This window comes from Castellaniella denitrificans (genome assembly GCF_042653765.1).
GTDB lineage: Bacteria > Pseudomonadota > Gammaproteobacteria > Burkholderiales > Burkholderiaceae_B > Castellaniella > Castellaniella denitrificans.
The window spans coordinates 164,727-181,658 of record NZ_JBHSEZ010000004.1; the positions used below are offsets into that span (position 1 = coordinate 164,727).

The 16,932-nt window shown below is 67.5% G+C and carries 9 protein-coding genes; 2 read left to right on the forward strand and 7 right to left on the reverse strand.

Features of this window, described 5'->3' with window-relative positions:
* Positions 1-7: 7 nt before the first annotated feature.
* From ACFO27_RS06915 to ACFO27_RS06930, 4 genes are all read right to left on the reverse strand, one after another.
* Positions 8-3,763 (reverse strand): nitrate reductase subunit alpha, encoded by a 3,756-nt coding sequence (locus ACFO27_RS06915; protein WP_376816678.1) that lies wholly within the window; start codon positions 3,761-3,763, stop codon positions 8-10.
* 58 nt (positions 3,764-3,821) lie between these two features.
* Positions 3,822-5,246, reverse strand: a complete 1,425-nt coding sequence (locus tag ACFO27_RS06920; protein ID WP_376816679.1) for a NarK family nitrate/nitrite MFS transporter — start codon at positions 5,244-5,246, stop codon at positions 3,822-3,824.
* Positions 5,247-5,579: 333 nt separating this feature from the next.
* Positions 5,580-6,779, reverse strand: coding sequence for a phosphoglycerate dehydrogenase (gene serA, locus ACFO27_RS06925; protein ID WP_376816680.1), 1,200 nt, complete (start codon positions 6,777-6,779; stop codon positions 5,580-5,582).
* 83 nt (positions 6,780-6,862) lie between these two features.
* Positions 6,863-8,743 (reverse strand): sensor domain-containing diguanylate cyclase, encoded by a 1,881-nt coding sequence (locus ACFO27_RS06930; protein WP_376816681.1) that lies wholly within the window; start codon positions 8,741-8,743, stop codon positions 6,863-6,865.
* A 176-nt stretch (positions 8,744-8,919) separates the two neighbouring features.
* On the opposite strand from ACFO27_RS06930, the gene ACFO27_RS06935 reads away from it, so the two are divergent.
* Positions 8,920-9,633: a ferredoxin--NADP reductase gene (locus ACFO27_RS06935; RefSeq protein ID WP_376816682.1), complete on the forward strand. Its 714-nt coding sequence runs from the start codon at positions 8,920-8,922 to the stop codon at positions 9,631-9,633.
* Positions 9,634-9,735: 102 nt separating this feature from the next.
* Positions 9,736-11,892, forward strand: coding sequence for a 5-histidylcysteine sulfoxide synthase (ovoA, locus tag ACFO27_RS06940; RefSeq protein WP_376816683.1), 2,157 nt, complete (start codon positions 9,736-9,738; stop codon positions 11,890-11,892).
* A gap of 81 nt (positions 11,893-11,973) precedes the next feature.
* Here the strand turns inward: ovoA and ACFO27_RS06945 are convergent, their stop codons facing one another.
* The 3 genes from ACFO27_RS06945 to ACFO27_RS06955 form a co-directional block, all read right to left on the reverse strand.
* A complete protein-coding gene (locus ACFO27_RS06945; protein ID WP_376816684.1) occupies positions 11,974-14,808 on the reverse strand; it encodes a bifunctional diguanylate cyclase/phosphodiesterase in 2,835 nt (944 codons plus the stop codon).
* Between the two features lie 110 nt (positions 14,809-14,918).
* A complete protein-coding gene (locus ACFO27_RS06950) occupies positions 14,919-15,581 on the reverse strand; it encodes a GntR family transcriptional regulator (RefSeq protein ID WP_376816685.1) in 663 nt (220 codons plus the stop codon).
* On the reverse strand, positions 15,581-16,888 hold the full coding sequence (locus ACFO27_RS06955; protein ID WP_376816686.1) for a C4-dicarboxylate transporter DctA: 1,308 nt from the start codon (positions 16,886-16,888) through the stop codon (positions 15,581-15,583). Before ACFO27_RS06955 ends, ACFO27_RS06950 begins: the two co-directional genes overlap by 1 nt.
* Positions 16,889-16,932 lie beyond the last annotated feature (44 nt).

Below are 16,932 nucleotides of genomic sequence, written 5' to 3' on the forward strand. Positions count from 1 at the left end.
GGACTCCTCAGGCCTGCGTCTGGGCGGAGACCTCATGGGTCTCGTCCATCCAGTCGATGTTTTTCATTTTTCGGACGACCACGAACTCGTCGCGGTTCGAGCCGACCGTGCCGTAGTAGTTGAAGCCGTAGGACAGCTGGGCATAGCCGCCGATCATGTGCGTGGGCTTGAGCACGGTGCGGGTCACGGAATTGTGGATCCCGCCGCGCTTGCCGGTGACCTCGGAACCCGGCACGTTCACGATCTTTTCCTGGGCGTGGTACATCATGGTCATGCCCTCGGGCACGCGCTGGCTGACCACGGCGCGCGCGACCAGCGCCCCGTTGACGTTGAAGACCTCGATCCAGTCATTGTCCACGATGCCGGCCTTGGCCGCGTCGATTTCGGACATCCAGACGATCGGGCCGCCGCGCGAGAGCGTCAGCATGATCAGGTTGTCCGAATAGGTGGAGTGGATCCCCCATTTCTGGTGCGGCGTGATGAAGTTCAGCACCACGTGCGGCTCGCCGTTGCTGAACCGCTTGTCCAGCATGGGCTCGATGGTCTTGGTGTCCACCGGCGGCCGGTACACGCACAGGGATTCGCCGAAGTCGCGCATCCAGGGGTGGTCCTGGTAGAGCTCCTGGCGGCCGGTCAGCGTGCGCCATGGGATGAGTTCATGCACGTTGGTGTAGCCGGCGCTGTAGCTGACCTTGTCGGACTCGATCCCCGACCAGGTGGGCGAGGTCAGGATCTTGCGCGGCTGGGCCTGGATGTCGCGGAAGCGGATCTTTTCGTGCTCGCTGGACTTGACCAGGTGGGAATGGTCCCGGCCGGTGAACTTCGACAGGGCCTCCCAGGCCTTCAGGGCCACGTGGCCGTTGGTTTCCGGCGCCAGGGTCAGGACGGTCTCGCAGGCGTCGATGTCGGTGAAGATGCGCGGCTGGCCCTGGCCGACGCCGGGCGCGCGTTCGCGGCCGTTCAGCTTCCCGAGGAATTCGACTTCTTCCTTGGTGTCCCAGGAGATGCCCTTGCCGCCGTTGCCCAGCTTTTCGGCCAGCGGCCCGAGCGTGATGAAGCGCTCGTAGACGTGCTTGTAGTCCCGGTTCACGACCATCATGTTCGGCAGCGTCTTGCCGGGGATCAGGTCGCATTCGCCCTTGCGCCATTCGCGCACGTCGTAGGGGTCGCTCAGCTCGCCCGGGGAATCGTGCTGCAGGGGCTGCAGCACCAGGTCCTCGTCCGGCAGGTCGGCGTCAACCGCCAGCTCGGAGAATTTCTTCGCCAGGTCCTTGTAGATTTCCCAGTCGCTGCGCGATTCCCAGATCGGGTCCACGGCCGCCGACAGCGGGTGGATGAAGGGATGCATGTCGGACGTGTTCAGGTCGTTCTTTTCGTACCAGGTGGCCGTGGGCAGCACCACGTCCGAATACAGGCAGGTCGTGGACATGCGGAAGTCCAGGGTCACCAGCAGGTCGAGCTTGCCCTGGGGCGCGTCCTCGTGCCAAGCGACTTCGAGGGGCTTGGCGCCGCCCGCCTCGCCCAGGTCCTTGCCCTGCACGCCGTGCTGGGTGCCCAGCAGGTGCTTGAGGAAATATTCATGCCCCTTGCCCGACGACCCCAGGATGTTGGAGCGCCAGACGAACATGTTGCGCGGGAAGTTGTCGGGATGGTCGGGATCTTCGCAGGAGAATTTCAGCGAGCCGTCGCGCAGGCCGTTGACGGCGTAATCCTTGGGCTCCTGGCCGGCCGCGCGGGCGTCGCGCACGATCTTCAGCGGATTGGTCTGCAGCTGCGGCGCCGTGGGCAGCCAGCCCATGCGCTCGGCGCGCACGTTCATGTCGATCAGGCTGCCCTGGTATTTCGAGGGGTCCGCCAGGGGCGAGAGCAGTTCCGGCACCCGGAGCTTCTCGTAGCGCCACTGGTCGGTGTGCGCGTAGAAGAACGAGGTGCCGTTCATGTGGCGCGGCGGGCGCAGCCAGTCCAGCGCGAAGGTCAGCATGGTCCAGCCGGTCTGCGGACGCAGCTTTTCCTGGCCCACGTAGTGGCACCAGCCGCCGCCGGACTGGCCCACGCAGCCGCACATGGACACCAGGTTGATGATGCCCCGGTACGACATGTCCATGTGGTACCAGTGGTTCAGGCCGGCGCCCAGGATGACCATGGACTTGCCTTCGGTCTTGTCGGCGTTGTCGGCGAACTGGCGGGCCACGGTGATGACCTTTTCGCGGTCCACGCCGGTGATGCGCTCCTGCCACGCGGGGGTGTAGGGCACGTCGTCGTCATAGGACGCGGCCGCGTTGTCGCCGCCCAGGCCCCGGTCGATGCCGTAGTTGGCCACGAACAGGTCGAACACCGTGGCGACCAGGACGTCGCCCTCGGCGGTCTGGACGCGCTTGACGGGCAGGTTGCGCACCAGCACCTCGTCGTGGTCGGTGCCCTGGAAATGGTCGTGGTGGACGCCGCCGAAATACGGGAAGGCCACCGGCGCGACCTCGTCGTAGGCGTCGATCAGGGAAAGGCGCGGCCGCACGTCGTGGCCCCGGGCGTCCTTCAGTTCCAGGTTCCACTTGCCGGCGTCGCCGCCTTCCTGCTGCCCCCAGCGGAAGCCGATGGAGCCCTGGGGCACGATCAGCTCGCCCGTGTCCTCGTCGCAGGCGACGGTCTTCCATTCGGGGTTGTTGTCCTGGCCCAGCCGGTCGGCGAAGTCGTCCGCCCGCAGCTTGCGGTCGGGCACGTAGCGGTCGCCCTGGCGCACCAGGCGCACCAGGAAGGGCATGTCGGTGTACTGGCGGCAATAGCGGTCGAAATAGGCGCTCTTGCCCGCCAGGTGGAATTCCTTGAGGATGACGTGGCCCATCGCCAGGGCCAGGGCCGCGTCGGTGCCCTGCTTGGGGTGCAGCCAGATGTCGCCGAACTTGGCGCCTTCGGCGTAGTCGGGAAACACGGACACGACCTTGGCGCCGCGATAGCGGGCTTCCACCATGAAGTGGGCGTCGGGGGTCCGCGTCTGCGGGACGTTCGAGCCCCACAGCATGATGAAGGTCGAGTTGTACCAGTCGGCCGATTCGCTGACGTCGGTCTGCTCGCCCCAGGTCTGCGGGCTGGACGGCGGCAGGTCGCAATACCAGTCGTAGAAGCTCAGCAGCGACCCGCCCAGCAGCGACAGGTAGCGGCTGCCGGACGCATAGGACACCATGGACATGGCCGGGATCGGCGAGAAGCCGGCGATGCGGTCCGGGCCATGGCGCCGGATGGTGTGGATGTTGGCCGCCGCGATGATTTCGTTGACCTCGTCCCAGTTCGACCGCACGAAACCGCCCAGGCCCCGGGCGGTCTTGTAGCTGGCGGCCTTCTCCGGGTCGGACACGATGGTCTCCCAGGCCTGGACGGCGCCCATCGTCTTGCGCTGCTCGCGCCACAGCCGGGCCAGGCGGCCGCGCAGCATCGGGTACTTGACGCGGTTGGCGCTGTACAGGTACCACGAGAACGTGGCCCCGCGCGGACAGCCGCGCGGTTCATGGTTGGGCATGTCCGGACGGGTGCGCGGATAGTCGGTCTGCTGGGTCTCCCAGGTAACCAGGCCGCCCTTGACGTAGATTTTCCAGGAACAGGAGCCGGTGCAGTTCACCCCGTGCGTGGAGCGCACGATCTTGTCGTGCTGCCAGCGGTTGCGGTAGGCGTCCTCCCAGGTGCGGTCTTCGCGGACCACGGCGCCATGACCGTCGGAAAAGGATTCCTTCGGGCGGGAAAAATATTTCAGGCGGTCGATGAAATGGCTCACGGTGGATGCTCCATTGAAAAATGGGTTCGGCCGGGGACGGGCGGCTGCCAGCCGCGTCTCAGCAGGGAATTTCGGCGCGGCGGCGCGAGTAGTACCACCAGGTCACGACGAGCGAAACGGCATAGAACACGACAAAGAATATCAGGGCTGCGTACGGCGTGCCTGTGAGGGCGAAGGACGTGCCGAAGCTCTTGGGGATGAAGAAGCCGCCGTAGGCCCCCATGGCGCCGCTGAATCCCAGCACGGCCGCGGATTCCTTGGCGCCCTCGGCATCGGCCTGGGCCTGGCCGTCCGGCCCGCCGGCGGCGTGGCGGCGCTGGGCCAGCGTATTGAAGATCACGGGAATCATGGCGAAGGTGGAGCCGTTGCCGATGCCGGTCAGGAAGAACAGGAACAGGAAGGACAGCAGGAAGCCGAGGAAGTTCCCGGGGGAGTTGTCGCCCGGCAGCGAGAACATGGCGCCCAGCACCCCGACGATCATCAGGAGGAACGTCCAGAACGTGACCCGCGCGCCGCTGATGCGGTCGGACAGCCAGCCGCCGAAGGGCCGCGCCAGGGCGCCCACCAGGGGGCCCAGCCAGGCATATTGCAGCGGACGGATGTCGGGGTACAGGTATTTGATCAGCAGCGGGAAGCCGGCGGAAAAGCCGATGAAGGAGCCGAACGTGCCCAGGTACAGGAAGCACATGATCCAGTTGTGCTTGCGCTTGAAGATGACGGCCTGGTCGCGGAAGGACGCCTTGGCGTCGGCGATGTCGTGCATGCCGACCCAGGCCAGCATGGAAGCGATGATGATGAACGGCACCCAGATGAAGGCGGCGTTCTGGGCCCAGACCTCGACCGGACCGCCGTGGGCGCCGGACAGCGTGGCCATCTGCGGTTCACCCGCCCAGGGGCCGAGGATGCCCATGGAGATGACCAGCGGCGCCAGGAACTGCACCGACGAGACGCCCAGGTTGCCCAGGCCGGCGTTCAGGCCCAGGGCGGAACCCTTGCGTTCCTTGGGGAAGAAGAAGCTGATGTTGGACATGGACGAGGAGAAGTTCCCGCCCCCCAGGCCGCACAGCAGGGCCAGGATCAGCATGGTGGAATACGGCGTGGTCGGGTCCTGGACCGCCAGCCCCGCCCCGATGGTGGGCAGCAGCAGGCTGGCCGTGGTCAGCGCCGTCCAGCGCCGCCCGCCGACCACGGGCACCATGAAGGAATAGAAGATGCGCAGCGTGGCGCCGGACAGGGCGGGCAGCGCCGCCAGCCAGAAGAGCTCGTTTTCGGTGTACTGGAAGCCCAGGTTGGGCAGGTTGACGGCCACCACGCTCCACATCTGCCAGACGGCGAAGGCCAAGAACAGGGCCGGGATCGAGATCCAGAGATTGACGTTGGCGATCGCGTTGCCTTCGCGGGCCCAGAACGCCCGGTCTTCGGGCGTCCAGACGGTGAGCAGGCGACCGCGGCGGGCCTTGGGTGAAGCATCGGAGAGGCTCATGCGAAGGCTCCTGGTTTTAGGAAGCCCTAACCATAAGCCCCCACACGCGGTAAGGGCGATGATCTGAATCAAACAGCGGCCGATTTTCCGGACCGTCTGTGAAGCAGGATCATGTCAGCGGGCCACCTGGGAATGCAGCCCCAGTATAGTGGCATGGCCCGATGGCGTAAAAGCCCCCACGCTGCGCAGGCTTATGCCTGCTTGCTGCCCCCCAGGGGGGCGCTTTTTGCCTTGGGGCGGCCCAGCGGCAAAAAACCCCCACGCCGCGCAGGCTTATGCCCGCTTGCTGCCCACCTCGCGGCCCGCATGCCGCTCGGATTCGCCAGGCGCGGGTCAGACCCGGTCGCAGCGGATCGTGATGGGGTGGCGCCGCAGGCCCTCGATGACCTGGTCGGTGGCCTCGCCGTCGACGTCGGTGATGGCGTAGCCGATCTTGCCGCGCGTCTGCAGCTGCTGGCTGACGATGTTCAGGCCGTATTCGCCCATCAGGTTGCTGAGCGCGCCCATGGCGCCCGGCACGTTCTGGTGGATGTGGATGATGCGCGCCGCGCCCGCCTGCTCGTGGTAGGAGATTTCGGGGAAATTGACGGCGCCCTTGGTCGTGCCGCTGCTGATGAAGCGCTTGAGCTTTTCCGCGACTTCCCGGCCGATGTTTTCCTGGGATTCCTGGGTGCTGCCGCCGATGTGCGGCGTGAGGATCACGTTCTGCATGCCGCGCAGGGGGCTGTCCAGCGCCTCGTCGCGGCTCTTGGGCTCGGTGGGGAACACGTCGATGGCGGCGCCCGACAGGTGGCCGGACTTCAGCGCGCGCTGCAGCGCGGGGATGTCCACCACCGTGCCGCGCGAAGCGTTGATCAGGATGCTGCCCGGGCGCATCGCGGCGATGGCGTCGGCGTCGAGCAGGTTGGCCGTGTCCTTGCCGCCGGGCACGTGCAGGGTGACCACGTCGGCCTGGCCGAGGAATTTCTTCAGCGAGGACGTGGCATGGGCATTGCCCAGGGGCAGCTTGGCCTCGATGTCGTGGTAGATCACGCGCATGCCGAAGGATTCGGCCAGGATGCCGACCTGGGAGCCGATGTTGCCGTAGCCGACGATGCCCAGCGTCTTGCCGCGCGCCTCGTAGGCGCCATCGGCGGTCTTGTCCCAGAAGCCCTCATGCACGCGGGCGTTCTTTTCGGGAATGCGGCGCAGCAGCAGGATGGCCTCGCCCAGCACCAGCTCGGCCACCGAACGGGTGTTGGAGAACGGCGCGTTGAACACCGGGATCCCCCGCAGGGCGGCGGTTTCCAGGTCCACCTGGTTGGTGCCGATGCAGAAGCAGCCGATGGCCCGCAGGTCAGGCAGGTCGGCCAGCACCGCCTGGTCGAGATGGGTCCGGGAACGGATGCCGACCGCCTGCGCGCCCTGGAGGGCCTCGCGCAGGGCATCACCCGAGAGCGCCCCCGCGTGCGTGACGACATCGTCGAACCCCGCCGCGACAAAGACTTCCCGGGCGCTGGCGTGTATGTTTTCGAACAGGACTATGCGTGGCATTTCGACCCTTTCCGGCAAATGAAAAACATTCATTGTGCGATATTTCAAGCATCTCGTCAGGGTCATCCCTAATGGGACAAGGGTCAAGCGGCGCCATCCGCCACCAGCCGGTCCCGTCCGGAAGCCTTGGCGCGGTACAGGTTTTCGTCCGCGCGGCGGAACAGGGACTGCGGGGTTTCGCCTTCCTTCCATTGGGCGGCGCCGGCGCTCAGGGTGATCCCGATCGCATGGCCATCCCCGAGATCGATGGGATTCCGGCGCACGTGATCCAGCACGCCGGCGGCCAGGATGACCGCGTCGTCCAGCGAGGTGGCCGGCAGCAGCGCCACGAATTCCTCGCCGCCGAAGCGCGCCAGCACGTCCGAGCGGCGCCGCAACAGGTTGAGCAGCACCTCGGCGACCCAGCGCAGCGCGGCGTCGCCCGCGTCGTGCCCATGGACGTCGTTGACCCGCTTGAAATGGTCCAGGTCGAACATGACCAGCGTCCCGCGCACGGCCGCGCCCTCGGTCTCGGCGAACCGCGCCAGCGCCTCGTCCAGGCCGCGCCGGTTGAGCAGCCCCGTCAGCGGATCGTGCAGGGTCAGTTCGCGCAATTGCCGGTTGGCCTGCTCCAGCGCCCCCATGGTGGCGCGCAGGTCCGCCGTGCGGGACTGGACCTCGTGCTGCAGCGAGCTGCGGGCGCCCGCCTCGATCTCCAGCGCCCGATGCATCAGGTCGTGCAGCTGCATGACCTCGGCATAGGTCAGCAGGAACATCTGGCTGCCCAGGGCGATCTGCATCCAGCGTTCCTGGGCCATGAACCCGGGGATGTAGCCGAAGGCCGCCAGCCCGTAGGCCAGGTAGCCGGCGAAGAACACCAGCCAGGACAGCACGTACCAGCGCGCGGCGCGCTCGCCCCGCCGCAGATGGCGCAGGCCCAGGCCGAACATGGCCGCCATGCAGGCCAGGGCATAGGCCGTGTCGATCTTGATGATGAGTTCGTAGGGCACGATCAGGCTGGCCGCGAGCAGCGCCGCGCCGGCGCCGGCCAGGAGGCGGATCAGCCGGGACTGGCGCGGCCATCGGTCGGGCCCGATGCCCAGGAAATGGCGCGTGAACCAGAGCAGGCTGAGAATGGCCAGGATCTCGGTCAGGGGCACCGAACGGTTCGCCAGCCAGGGCCAGTCCGGCCACAGGTACTGGAACGACAGGCCGGACATCGACGTCAGGAACAGCCCGGCGCAGACGATGTAGGCGGTGTTGTAGAGAGACTGACGGATCCGCAGCCGCAGATAGAGCGCGGCGTTGAACAGGGCCAGCATGACCAGGGCGCCCAGGAACATGCCCTGGCTCAGGCCGTGGTCCTGGGTCCAGCCGATGGCCGAGGCGCCCGAATGCAGGGACAGGGGCACGTTGATCGCCCCGCTGCTGTGCACCCGGAGGACGACCGCGAGCGACTGCCCGGGCCCGAAATCGAGGGGCAGCAGGAACAGGCGATGGCGCACGGGCCGCGCGCCGAAGGGCCGGGCGTCGCCCATGCGCACCGTGCCCAGGAGCCTGGGCGACGCCCGGGGACCGGTTCCGGTCCCGAGGTCGTAGGTCCAGGCATCGACCTCGTCGAGCAACGGATAGTCCAGTTGCAGATACCAGGTGCGGCCCGCGCGTTCCAGGTTGCGCAAAGGCACGTAGATCCAATAGTCGGACTGGTTGTGCCGGAACACGAGCTGATCCGCGTCCCGGCGGCTCATCGGCAGGCGGCCGCCGAGGATGTCCTCGGGCCCGAGGGCATGGGCCTCGTCCCGCAGGAAGCACAATTGCGGCAGCGAAGGCACGTCGGACTGCCCGGGGGACAGCCCGAGCACGGGACAGGCGGCCTCGGGCGCGGCCGCCAGGGCCCGCGCCACGCCGCAGAAACACAGCGCCAGGACGATCACCGCGGCGATGCGCGACCGCCACCGCGCACGTCCGCCCGACGGCATCGCCATGCCGCGCAGTCCATGGGCAATCCGGTCGAGATCCGACAGGTCAGTCTCCCCTATGACACAGACGTGAAACGTATTATTGTTTTTCCGCATCCAAGGAGTGCCCGGTCCAGACCGGGCATCCCGAGAAGATTATGGATCAAAACCCGCCCGCGGGGGGCGATTCCAAGGAGAACGCCATGGCCACCTGGCCCAGCGCATTGCTGCGCATCGACGACATCGCGCGCGACACCGTCGCGGTGCATTTCCGCAAGCCCGGGGACTTCCTGTTCCAGCCCGGCCAGACCCTTTCGCTGACGCTGCCATCCGACGCGCCGGACGCCCCGGCCCTGCGGCACACCTTTTCGCTGGTCAGCGCTCCGCACGAGAGCGAGCTGTGCATCGCCACCCGCGTCCGCGCCACTCCGTTCAAGCAGGCCCTGGCGCGGCTGCGGCCCGGCGCCGAGCTGCGATTCAGCGGCCCCTACGGCAAGCTCACCCCGCCGGCCGCGACGGACCGTCCCCTGGCCCTGATCGCCGGCGGCATCGGCATCACGCCCTTCGTCGGCATGCTGCGCGACGCCGCACACCGGAACTCCGGCCAGCGATTCTTGCTGCTCTATTCCAACCGGACCCGGGAACAGGCCGCCTTCCTGGACGAGCTGCGCGAACTCGCGCGGATCAACCCGCGCCTGCGCCTGCTGGCCACCCTGACCGGCCCGGCCGACGGCGCCTGGGACGGGCTGCGCGGCCGGATCGACGCGGCCATGCTGCGACAGGCCCTCCAGGGACTGGACGCGCCCCTGTGCTACGTGACCGGCGCTCCCGCCATGGTGGAGGAGATCCGCGCGCAACTGGCCGAGGCCGGCGTCCCGGACGACGCCATCCTGGACGAGAGCTTCCACGGCTATTGACGCCCCGGCGCCCGCGCCGACGGCCTCGCCCGCCGCGAGGCCGTGGTAGTCTAAACAGTTCCGCACGCCTTGCCGCAAGACCGAATCCGCCAGGAATCCGATATGCCCTCCACCGCCGCGCCCCTGCCTCCCTCTCCCGTCGGCCGCACCGCGCCCGATGCCCTGTTCACGCGCACGCCGAACCTGGCCGAGCCGGACACGGCCCGCCTGCGCGCCTCCATCCGGCGCTATTTCCTGGACACCTTCGACCGCTACGAATCCCTGTTCCAGTGCCTGGCCAGCGACGAGGCCTACGTCGTCAAGCCGATCCCGCTGCGCCACCCGCTGATCTTCTACTTCGGCCACACCGCGACCTTCTTCGTCAACAAGCTGATGCTCACGCGCCTGATCGACCGGCGCCTGGACCACCGGCTGGAGTCGGTCTTCGCCGTCGGCGTGGACGAGATGAGCTGGGACGACCTGGACGACGCCCACTACGACTGGCCCTCCGTGGCCGAGGTCCGCGCCTACCGCGGCCGCGTGCGCGCCCTGGTCCTGGACCTGATCGACCATGCCCCGCTGCAATCCCCGATCGACTGGCAGAACCCCTGGTGGGCGATCATCATGGGCATCGAGCACGAGCGCATCCACCTGGAGACGTCCTCGGTCCTGATCCGCCAGCACGCGCTGAAATACGTGCGCGCCGTGCCGGAATGGGCGCCCATTCCCGACGCCGGCGGCGAACCGCCCGAGAACGATCTCGCGCGCGTGCCCGCCGGAACGGTGCGCGTGGGCAAGGCATTCGACGACCCGCAGTACGGCTGGGACAACGAATACGGTTCCCACACCGCCGAGGTCGAGTCCTTCGAGGCCGGGCGCCACCTGGTCAGCAACCGGGAATTCCTGGCCTTCGTCGAGGCGGGCGGCTACCGCAACCACCGCGACTGGACCGAGGAGGGCCGCCAGTGGCTGGCCTACAGCCAGGCGGAGCACCCGACCTTCTGGGTCAAGAAGACCCAGGGCTGGTTCCTGCGCCTGATGACCGGGGAAGTCCCCATGCCCTGGTCCTGGCCGGTCGAGGTCAACTACCTGGAAGCCAAGGCCTTCTGCAACTGGAAGGCGGCCGAGACCGGCCGGCCCGTGCGCCTGCCCACCGAGGACGAATGGTACCGGCTGTACGACGCCGCGGGCCTGCGCGACCCCGGCGACCCGCCCTGCACCGCCAACCTGCACCTGGACCATGGCGCCTCGTCCTGCCCGGTGGACACCTGGCGCCACGGCGACTGGTACGACGTGGTGGGCAACGTCTGGCAATGGACCGAAACGCCCACCTATCCGTTCGACGGCTTCGACGTCCACCCAATCTACGACGACTTCACGACGCCGACCTTCGACGGGCGCCACAACCTGATCAAGGGCGGCTCCTGGATTTCCTGCGGCAACGAGGCCGTGCGCGCCTCGCGCTACGCCTTCCGGCGGCATTTCTTCCAGCACGCGGGATTCCGCTACGTGGTGTCCCACGCGCCCGCCGAGGCCCCGGCCGCCTATTACGAGACCGACAAGCTGATGTCCGAATACGCCGAATTCCACTACGGCGATTCGTATTTCGACGTGCCCAACTTCCCGCAGGCCCTGGCGCGGCGGGCCATCGAGGCCATGGGCGAACGCCCGCGCCGCCGCGCGCTGGACCTGGGCTGCGCCTCCGGCCGGGCCACGTTCGAACTGGCCCGGACCTTCGAGCGGGTCACCGGGGTGGACTTCTCGGCCCGCTTCATCAACCAGGGCGTGCAATTGATCCAGACGGGCCAGTTGCGCTACACCCTGGCCGACGAAGGCGAACTGGTGTCCTACAAGACCCGCACGCTGGCCGAACTGGGCCTGGGCGACGCCGTCGACCGGGTGGAATTCTTCCAGGGCGACGCCTGCAACCTGAAGCCGCAGTACGCGGGCTACGACCTGATCCTGGCCGCCAACCTGATCGACCGTCTGTACGACCCGGCGCGGTTCCTGGACCAGATCCACGAACGCATCGTCCCGGGCGGCCTGCTGGTGATCGCCTCGCCCTACACCTGGCTGGAGGAGCACACGCCGCGCGCCTCCTGGCTGGGCGGCTTCAAGAAGGACGCGGAGAACTACACCACGCTGGACGGCCTGAAGGACCACCTGGCGCCGCACTTCCGGCTGCTGGCCGATCCCGCCGACGTGCCCTTCGTCATCCGCGAGACGCGGCGCAAGTTCCAGCACACCCTGTCGGAACTGACGATCTGGGAACGGCGCTAGGACGCCCCCACGTCGCGCCTTGCAAGGCGCTTCGATTCGTCAGGCACCGAGCAGTCCGCAGGGACTGCCCGGTGTCCGGACTCATCCATAGCGCTGGACGAAGTGTTCGAAGGCGTCGGGCTCCAGCGGCCGGCTGAAGTGATAGCCCTGGATGTCGTCGCAGCCGCTGGCGCGCAGGAAATCCAGTTGCTCGGCCGTTTCCACGCCTTCGGCGATGGTGCCCATGCTCAGGCTGCGGGCCATCTGGATGATGGCCGACGCGATCGCCTGGTCGTCCACGTCGGAATCGATGTCGCGCACGAAGCTCTGGTCGATCTTGAGCTTGTGGATCTTGAAGCGCTTGAGGTAGCTGAGCGATGAATAGCCCGTGCCGAAATCGTCGATCGCCAGGCGGATGCCGCGCTGATGCAGATCCTGGATCTTCTGCGCGGCGGTTTCCGGCGTCTTCATGGCGGCCGCCTCGGTGAGCTCCAGTTCCAGGCAATGGGGCGGCACGCCCGCCTCGTCCAGCATCCGGCTGATCCGGTCGGGCAGGTCGGGCTGGTCGAACTGCACCGCCGACAGGTTCACGGCGATGACCAGGCCGGACAGGCCGTGGTCCAGCCAGGTCCGGATCTGGCGCAGCGCGGTGCGCAGCACCCAATCCCCGATGGACACGATCAGGCCGGATGATTCGGCGATCGGGATGAACTCGGCCGGACTGACCGCCCCCCATTGAGGGGAGTCCCAGCGCAGCAGCGCCTCGGCCCCGAAGACGCGGCATTCCGACAGGCGCAGCTGCGGCTGGTAGACCAGCCGCAGTTCGCCCCGCTGCTGCGCCTGCTTCAGGGCGTGGCTCAGCGCGATCAGGCGGGCGGAACGGGCCTGCATTTCGGGGGTGAAGAAGCAGCTGCCGTTGCGGCCGTCGGACTTGGCCCGGTACATGGCGGTCTCGGCGTGCTTGAGCAGGACTTCCAGCTGGTCGGCGTCGGCCGGGAACAGCGCGATGCCGATGGAGGCCGTCAGGAAGATTTCCTGGCCGCCCAGCCGCAGCGGCAGCGCCACGGCGTCCAGCACCGCCTGCGCCCCGCGGGCGGCCTCCTGCTGGCCCGCACCCGGCAGGATGGCCAGGAAATCGTCGCCCGACAGGCGCGACAGGATGTCCTGCGCCCGCAGGGCCGTGCGCAGGCGATGGGCCATTTCCTGCAGCAGGGTATCGCCGGCCTGGTGGCCCAGGGAATCGTTGATGTCCTTGAAACGGTCCAGGTCGATCCACAGGACGGCCAGCGCGCGGAATTGCCGGCTGGCGTACTGGAAATGCTCGTGCAGCAGGGTGCGGTTGGGCAGCCCGGTCAACTGGTCGTAATGCGACAGCTGCTGGATCCGGGCGGCGGCCTGCTTCTTCTCGGTGATGTTTTCCTTGAGCGACAGGTAGTTGGTGATTTCCCCGGCGGCGTTGCGCACCGGGTAGACCAGCACGGATTCCGTGAATTCCTGGCCGGCCTTGCCAAGGCTGACCAGTTCGCCCTGCCAGGGCTCGCCCCGGGCGATCTGGGCGGTGATGCCGAGCACGGTCGATTCCGGCATGCGGGGCGACCACAGGTCCATCGGGCTGCGTCCCAGCAGTTCCTGGTTGGTGTAGCCGCTCAGGCGGCTGTAGGCGTCGTTGACGTATTCGATGCGGTAGGCCGCGTCGAGGATCATGATGGACACCGGGCTCTGCGCCACCGCCAGGGAGAACTTGCGCAGCATCTGCTCGCTCTCGTGGCGCTGCGTGACGTCCCGGGAAATGACGACATAGCGGTCATCCTGGCCCGTCCGGGCCGGCTTGCGCGCCACGGACAGCTCGAACCAGCGGGTGTCCGCGCCGACCCGCAGGCTGAGGATCCGCCCGCGCGAAACCCCCTGCCGGCCGGCTTCGCCGAGCGCCGCGAGGACCGTGTCGGCGGCCTGCGGCGGCAGGATGTCCGCGACCAGCCGGCCCTTCAGGCTGGTCCTGGACAGGGCCGCCCCCATGTCCTGGGCGGCGTGCACGTCCAGGTAGCGGCCCTGCGCGTCCATTTCGACCATCAGGTCGGGCAGGGCGTCCAGCGTCGCCTGCAGGCGCTGCCTGGATTCTTCCAGCATGGCGTAGGGATGCTGGACGGTTTCCACGAAGACGGCCCGGTACAGGTAGAGATAGGCCAGCACCTTGTAGCAGTGCCCGAACAGGTTGTAGACGTCCATGGCGCCCATGTAGCGCGTCATGAAGAATTCGCTCTGGGCCATGATGCAGGCGGCCGCGAACAGCGCGCCGGCGTTGAAGCGGCGGGGACGGCGCATGAGCCACAGCAGCCGGACGGCCGCCAGCAGGTTCAGGGCGACGATCCCATATTCGACGCCGATCGTGAACGAGGTCGGCCCCCAGCCCGGAACGTAGGTGGGCGGCAGCCACGCCGGGGCGCGGAAGGACAGGACCGTCACCCCGAGGACCAGCAGCAGGACGAACGATTGCCAGCCGCCCAGGGGCATCCGGACCGGGCGGATCCTCCAGGGCAGCCAGACCGCGGCCAGCAGGCCCAGCGCGCCCACCAGCCGGGCGACCAGCCAGAAATAGGTGCTTCTCGCGTGCGAGCCGGGGACGATGAAATCCGGCATGCCGTCCAGGGACAGCACATGCAGGAAGTCCAGCAGCGCCACCGCCAGGAAGGCGCTCGCCAGCCACAGGAGATTGGCCGGCAGGTTTTCGTGGCGCGAACTCCAGATGACCCCGAAGATCAGGGACGCCACCACGATGGACAGGGTTTCCAGCGCCATGTGCAGCGGCAGGAAATTGCTGACGTCGCTGGCGGCGGCCGGCAGGCGCAGGGTCGTGACCACAATCAGGATCACCAGCAGCGCGCTGGCGGCACCGAAGGCGCGGCGGGATTCCGCCAGATGGGCCGGATGGATGGTCATGGACGCTGCTCGTGGAACGTGCAGACCAATGTAACGGGCCGGCACCCCATCGGCAAGCCCGGTCCAACCCGGATCGCGGCACGGGCATCGGGCGGTCCGCCCGGGCGGGGTCAGCCTTCTTCGTACAGCCCGATGCCCCACCAGCGCAGGGTGCCCGACAAATGGGCGCGCACGGCCCGCATGGCGTCTTCCTCGCGCCCGGCCAGCACGGCGTCGATGATCCGCAGGTGCTCGTCCATGGCGGGAATGATGCGTTCGGGCAGCAGCCGGCGCGACTGCTGCAGCACGGTGATGCGGTCATGGTTGCTGGCGTAGACGCCCGCCGCCAGCGGGTTGCCCAGCGCCCCGGCCAGCGCCAGATGCAGTTTCCAGTCGACCGCCATGGCCCATTGCTGGAGTTCGGGCGTGATGCCGCTGAACGCCTGGTCCCTGACGGCGGCATGCTCTTCGCGCAGGGCCCGCATCGGCGCCTCGCCCAGCCGGGCGGCCAGGATCCGGGCGCCTTCCTGGTCGAGCATGCAGCGCAGGTGGAAACAGGACCGGATCGTGTCGGGCGTGGGCTCGATGACCAGCACCCCGCGCTTGGGCAGGATCCGCACCAGGCCGGCGGATTCGGCGTGCTTCACGGCTTCGCGCACGGGCGCCAGCGGGAAGCCGGTCTTTTCCACCAGCTCCGCGATCGAGACCAGCTGGCCGGCCCGGACTTCGCCCCGGAACAACAGGTCCCGGAAGGCCAGGAAGGACTGGTCGGCCAGCAGCATGTCCTTCGCCATCACGCCTGTCCTGGGGCTGAAGCCGCGTCCTCAGCATCGCGCAGATCAACCTCGATCCTGCCATCCAGCACATCGTGGGCACGCTGACGGTCCACGTCGCCTTCCCAAGCGCCGATGACGACGGTGCCAACGCAATTGCCGATCATGTTGGTGAGCGCGCGCGCCATGCCCATGAACCAGTCCACCGACAACACCAGCACTAGCCCGATCGCGGGGATGTCAGGGATCACGCTGAGCGTGGCCGCCAGGATCACGATGGCCGAGCCGGGCACGCCATGGGCCCCCTTGGATGTCAGGAGAGACACGCCCAGGATCAGCAGCAGGTGAGAGAATTCCAGCGGCGTGTCCGTCGCCTGAGCGATGAAGACGGCGGCCAGCGTCAGGTAGATCGAGAAGCCGTCCAGGTTGAACGAGTAGCCGGTCGGCACGACCAGACCGACGGTCGAGCCGCGTACCCCCATGAGTTCGAGCTTGCGCATGACTTGCGGCAGGACTGCGTCGGAAGAGGCCGTGCCCAGCACCACCAGCAGTTCCTCCCTCAGGTAGCGCAGCAGCTTCAGGATGTTGAAACCCGCCAGGCGCAGGATGATGCCCAGCACGACCAGCACGAAGATCACGCAGGTCACGTAGAACAGGGCTACCAGCAGCCCTAGCGATCCCAACGTGCCCACACCGTATTTCCCGACCGTGAAGGCGATCGCCCCCAGCACGCCCAGCGGAGCCAGCTTGACAATGAAACCGATGATCTTGAAGAACACATGCGACAGGCTGTCGACCAAATGGACCACGGGACGACCGCGTTCTCCCAGCAGGGCCACCGCGACGCCGAACAGGATGGAGATCAGCAGCACCTGCAGGATGTCGCCCGAGGCGAACGCGTCGACGAGCGTGGTCGGAATGATACGCATCAGGAAGCCGACCGTATCGGTGGCGCCGCCCACGCGCGACGTGTAGGCCGACAAGGCGCTGGGATCCAGCGTGCCTGGATCGACATGCATACCGTGCCCGGGCGTGAACAGGTAGGCCAGTGCAATCCCCAGGGCCAGCGCGAAAGTCGTCACGACTTCGAAATACACCAGGGCCTTGATCCCGACGCGGCCCACCTTGCGGATGTCGCTGGTGCCACAGATGCCGTGCACCACGACGCAGAAGACCAGCGGCGCGATGATCATCTTGATCAGCTTGATGAAGCCGTCGCCCAGCGGTTTGAGCGACGTTGCGAATTCCGGCCACGCCACGCCCACGATGATCCCCAGCACCAGGGCGATCACCACCTGTCCAAACAAAGTCCTGTGAAAACGCTTCATTGTCTCGCTCCTTGTCCTCGAGGGTACGCTGCCGATCCGGCAGT

Bases quoted from the DNA above. Each gene is read 5' to 3' on its own strand.
- ACFO27_RS06920 (WP_376816679.1), bottom strand. From the start codon at position 5,246: ATGAGCCTCTCCGATGCTTCACCCAAGGCCCGCCGCGGTCGCCTGCTC.
- serA (WP_376816680.1), bottom strand. From the start codon at position 6,779: ATGCCACGCATAGTCCTGTTCGAAAACATACACGCCAGCGCCCGGGAA.
- ACFO27_RS06930 (WP_376816681.1), bottom strand. From the start codon at position 8,743: ATGGCGATGCCGTCGGGCGGACGTGCGCGGTGGCGGTCGCGCATCGCC.
- ACFO27_RS06935 (WP_376816682.1), top strand. From the start codon at position 8,920: ATGGCCACCTGGCCCAGCGCATTGCTGCGCATCGACGACATCGCGCGC.
- ovoA (WP_376816683.1), top strand. From the start codon at position 9,736: ATGCCCTCCACCGCCGCGCCCCTGCCTCCCTCTCCCGTCGGCCGCACC.
- ACFO27_RS06945 (WP_376816684.1), bottom strand. From the start codon at position 14,808: ATGACCATCCATCCGGCCCATCTGGCGGAATCCCGCCGCGCCTTCGGT.
- ACFO27_RS06950 (WP_376816685.1), bottom strand. From the start codon at position 15,581: ATGGCGAAGGACATGCTGCTGGCCGACCAGTCCTTCCTGGCCTTCCGG.
- ACFO27_RS06955 (WP_376816686.1), bottom strand. From the start codon at position 16,888: ATGAAGCGTTTTCACAGGACTTTGTTTGGACAGGTGGTGATCGCCCTG.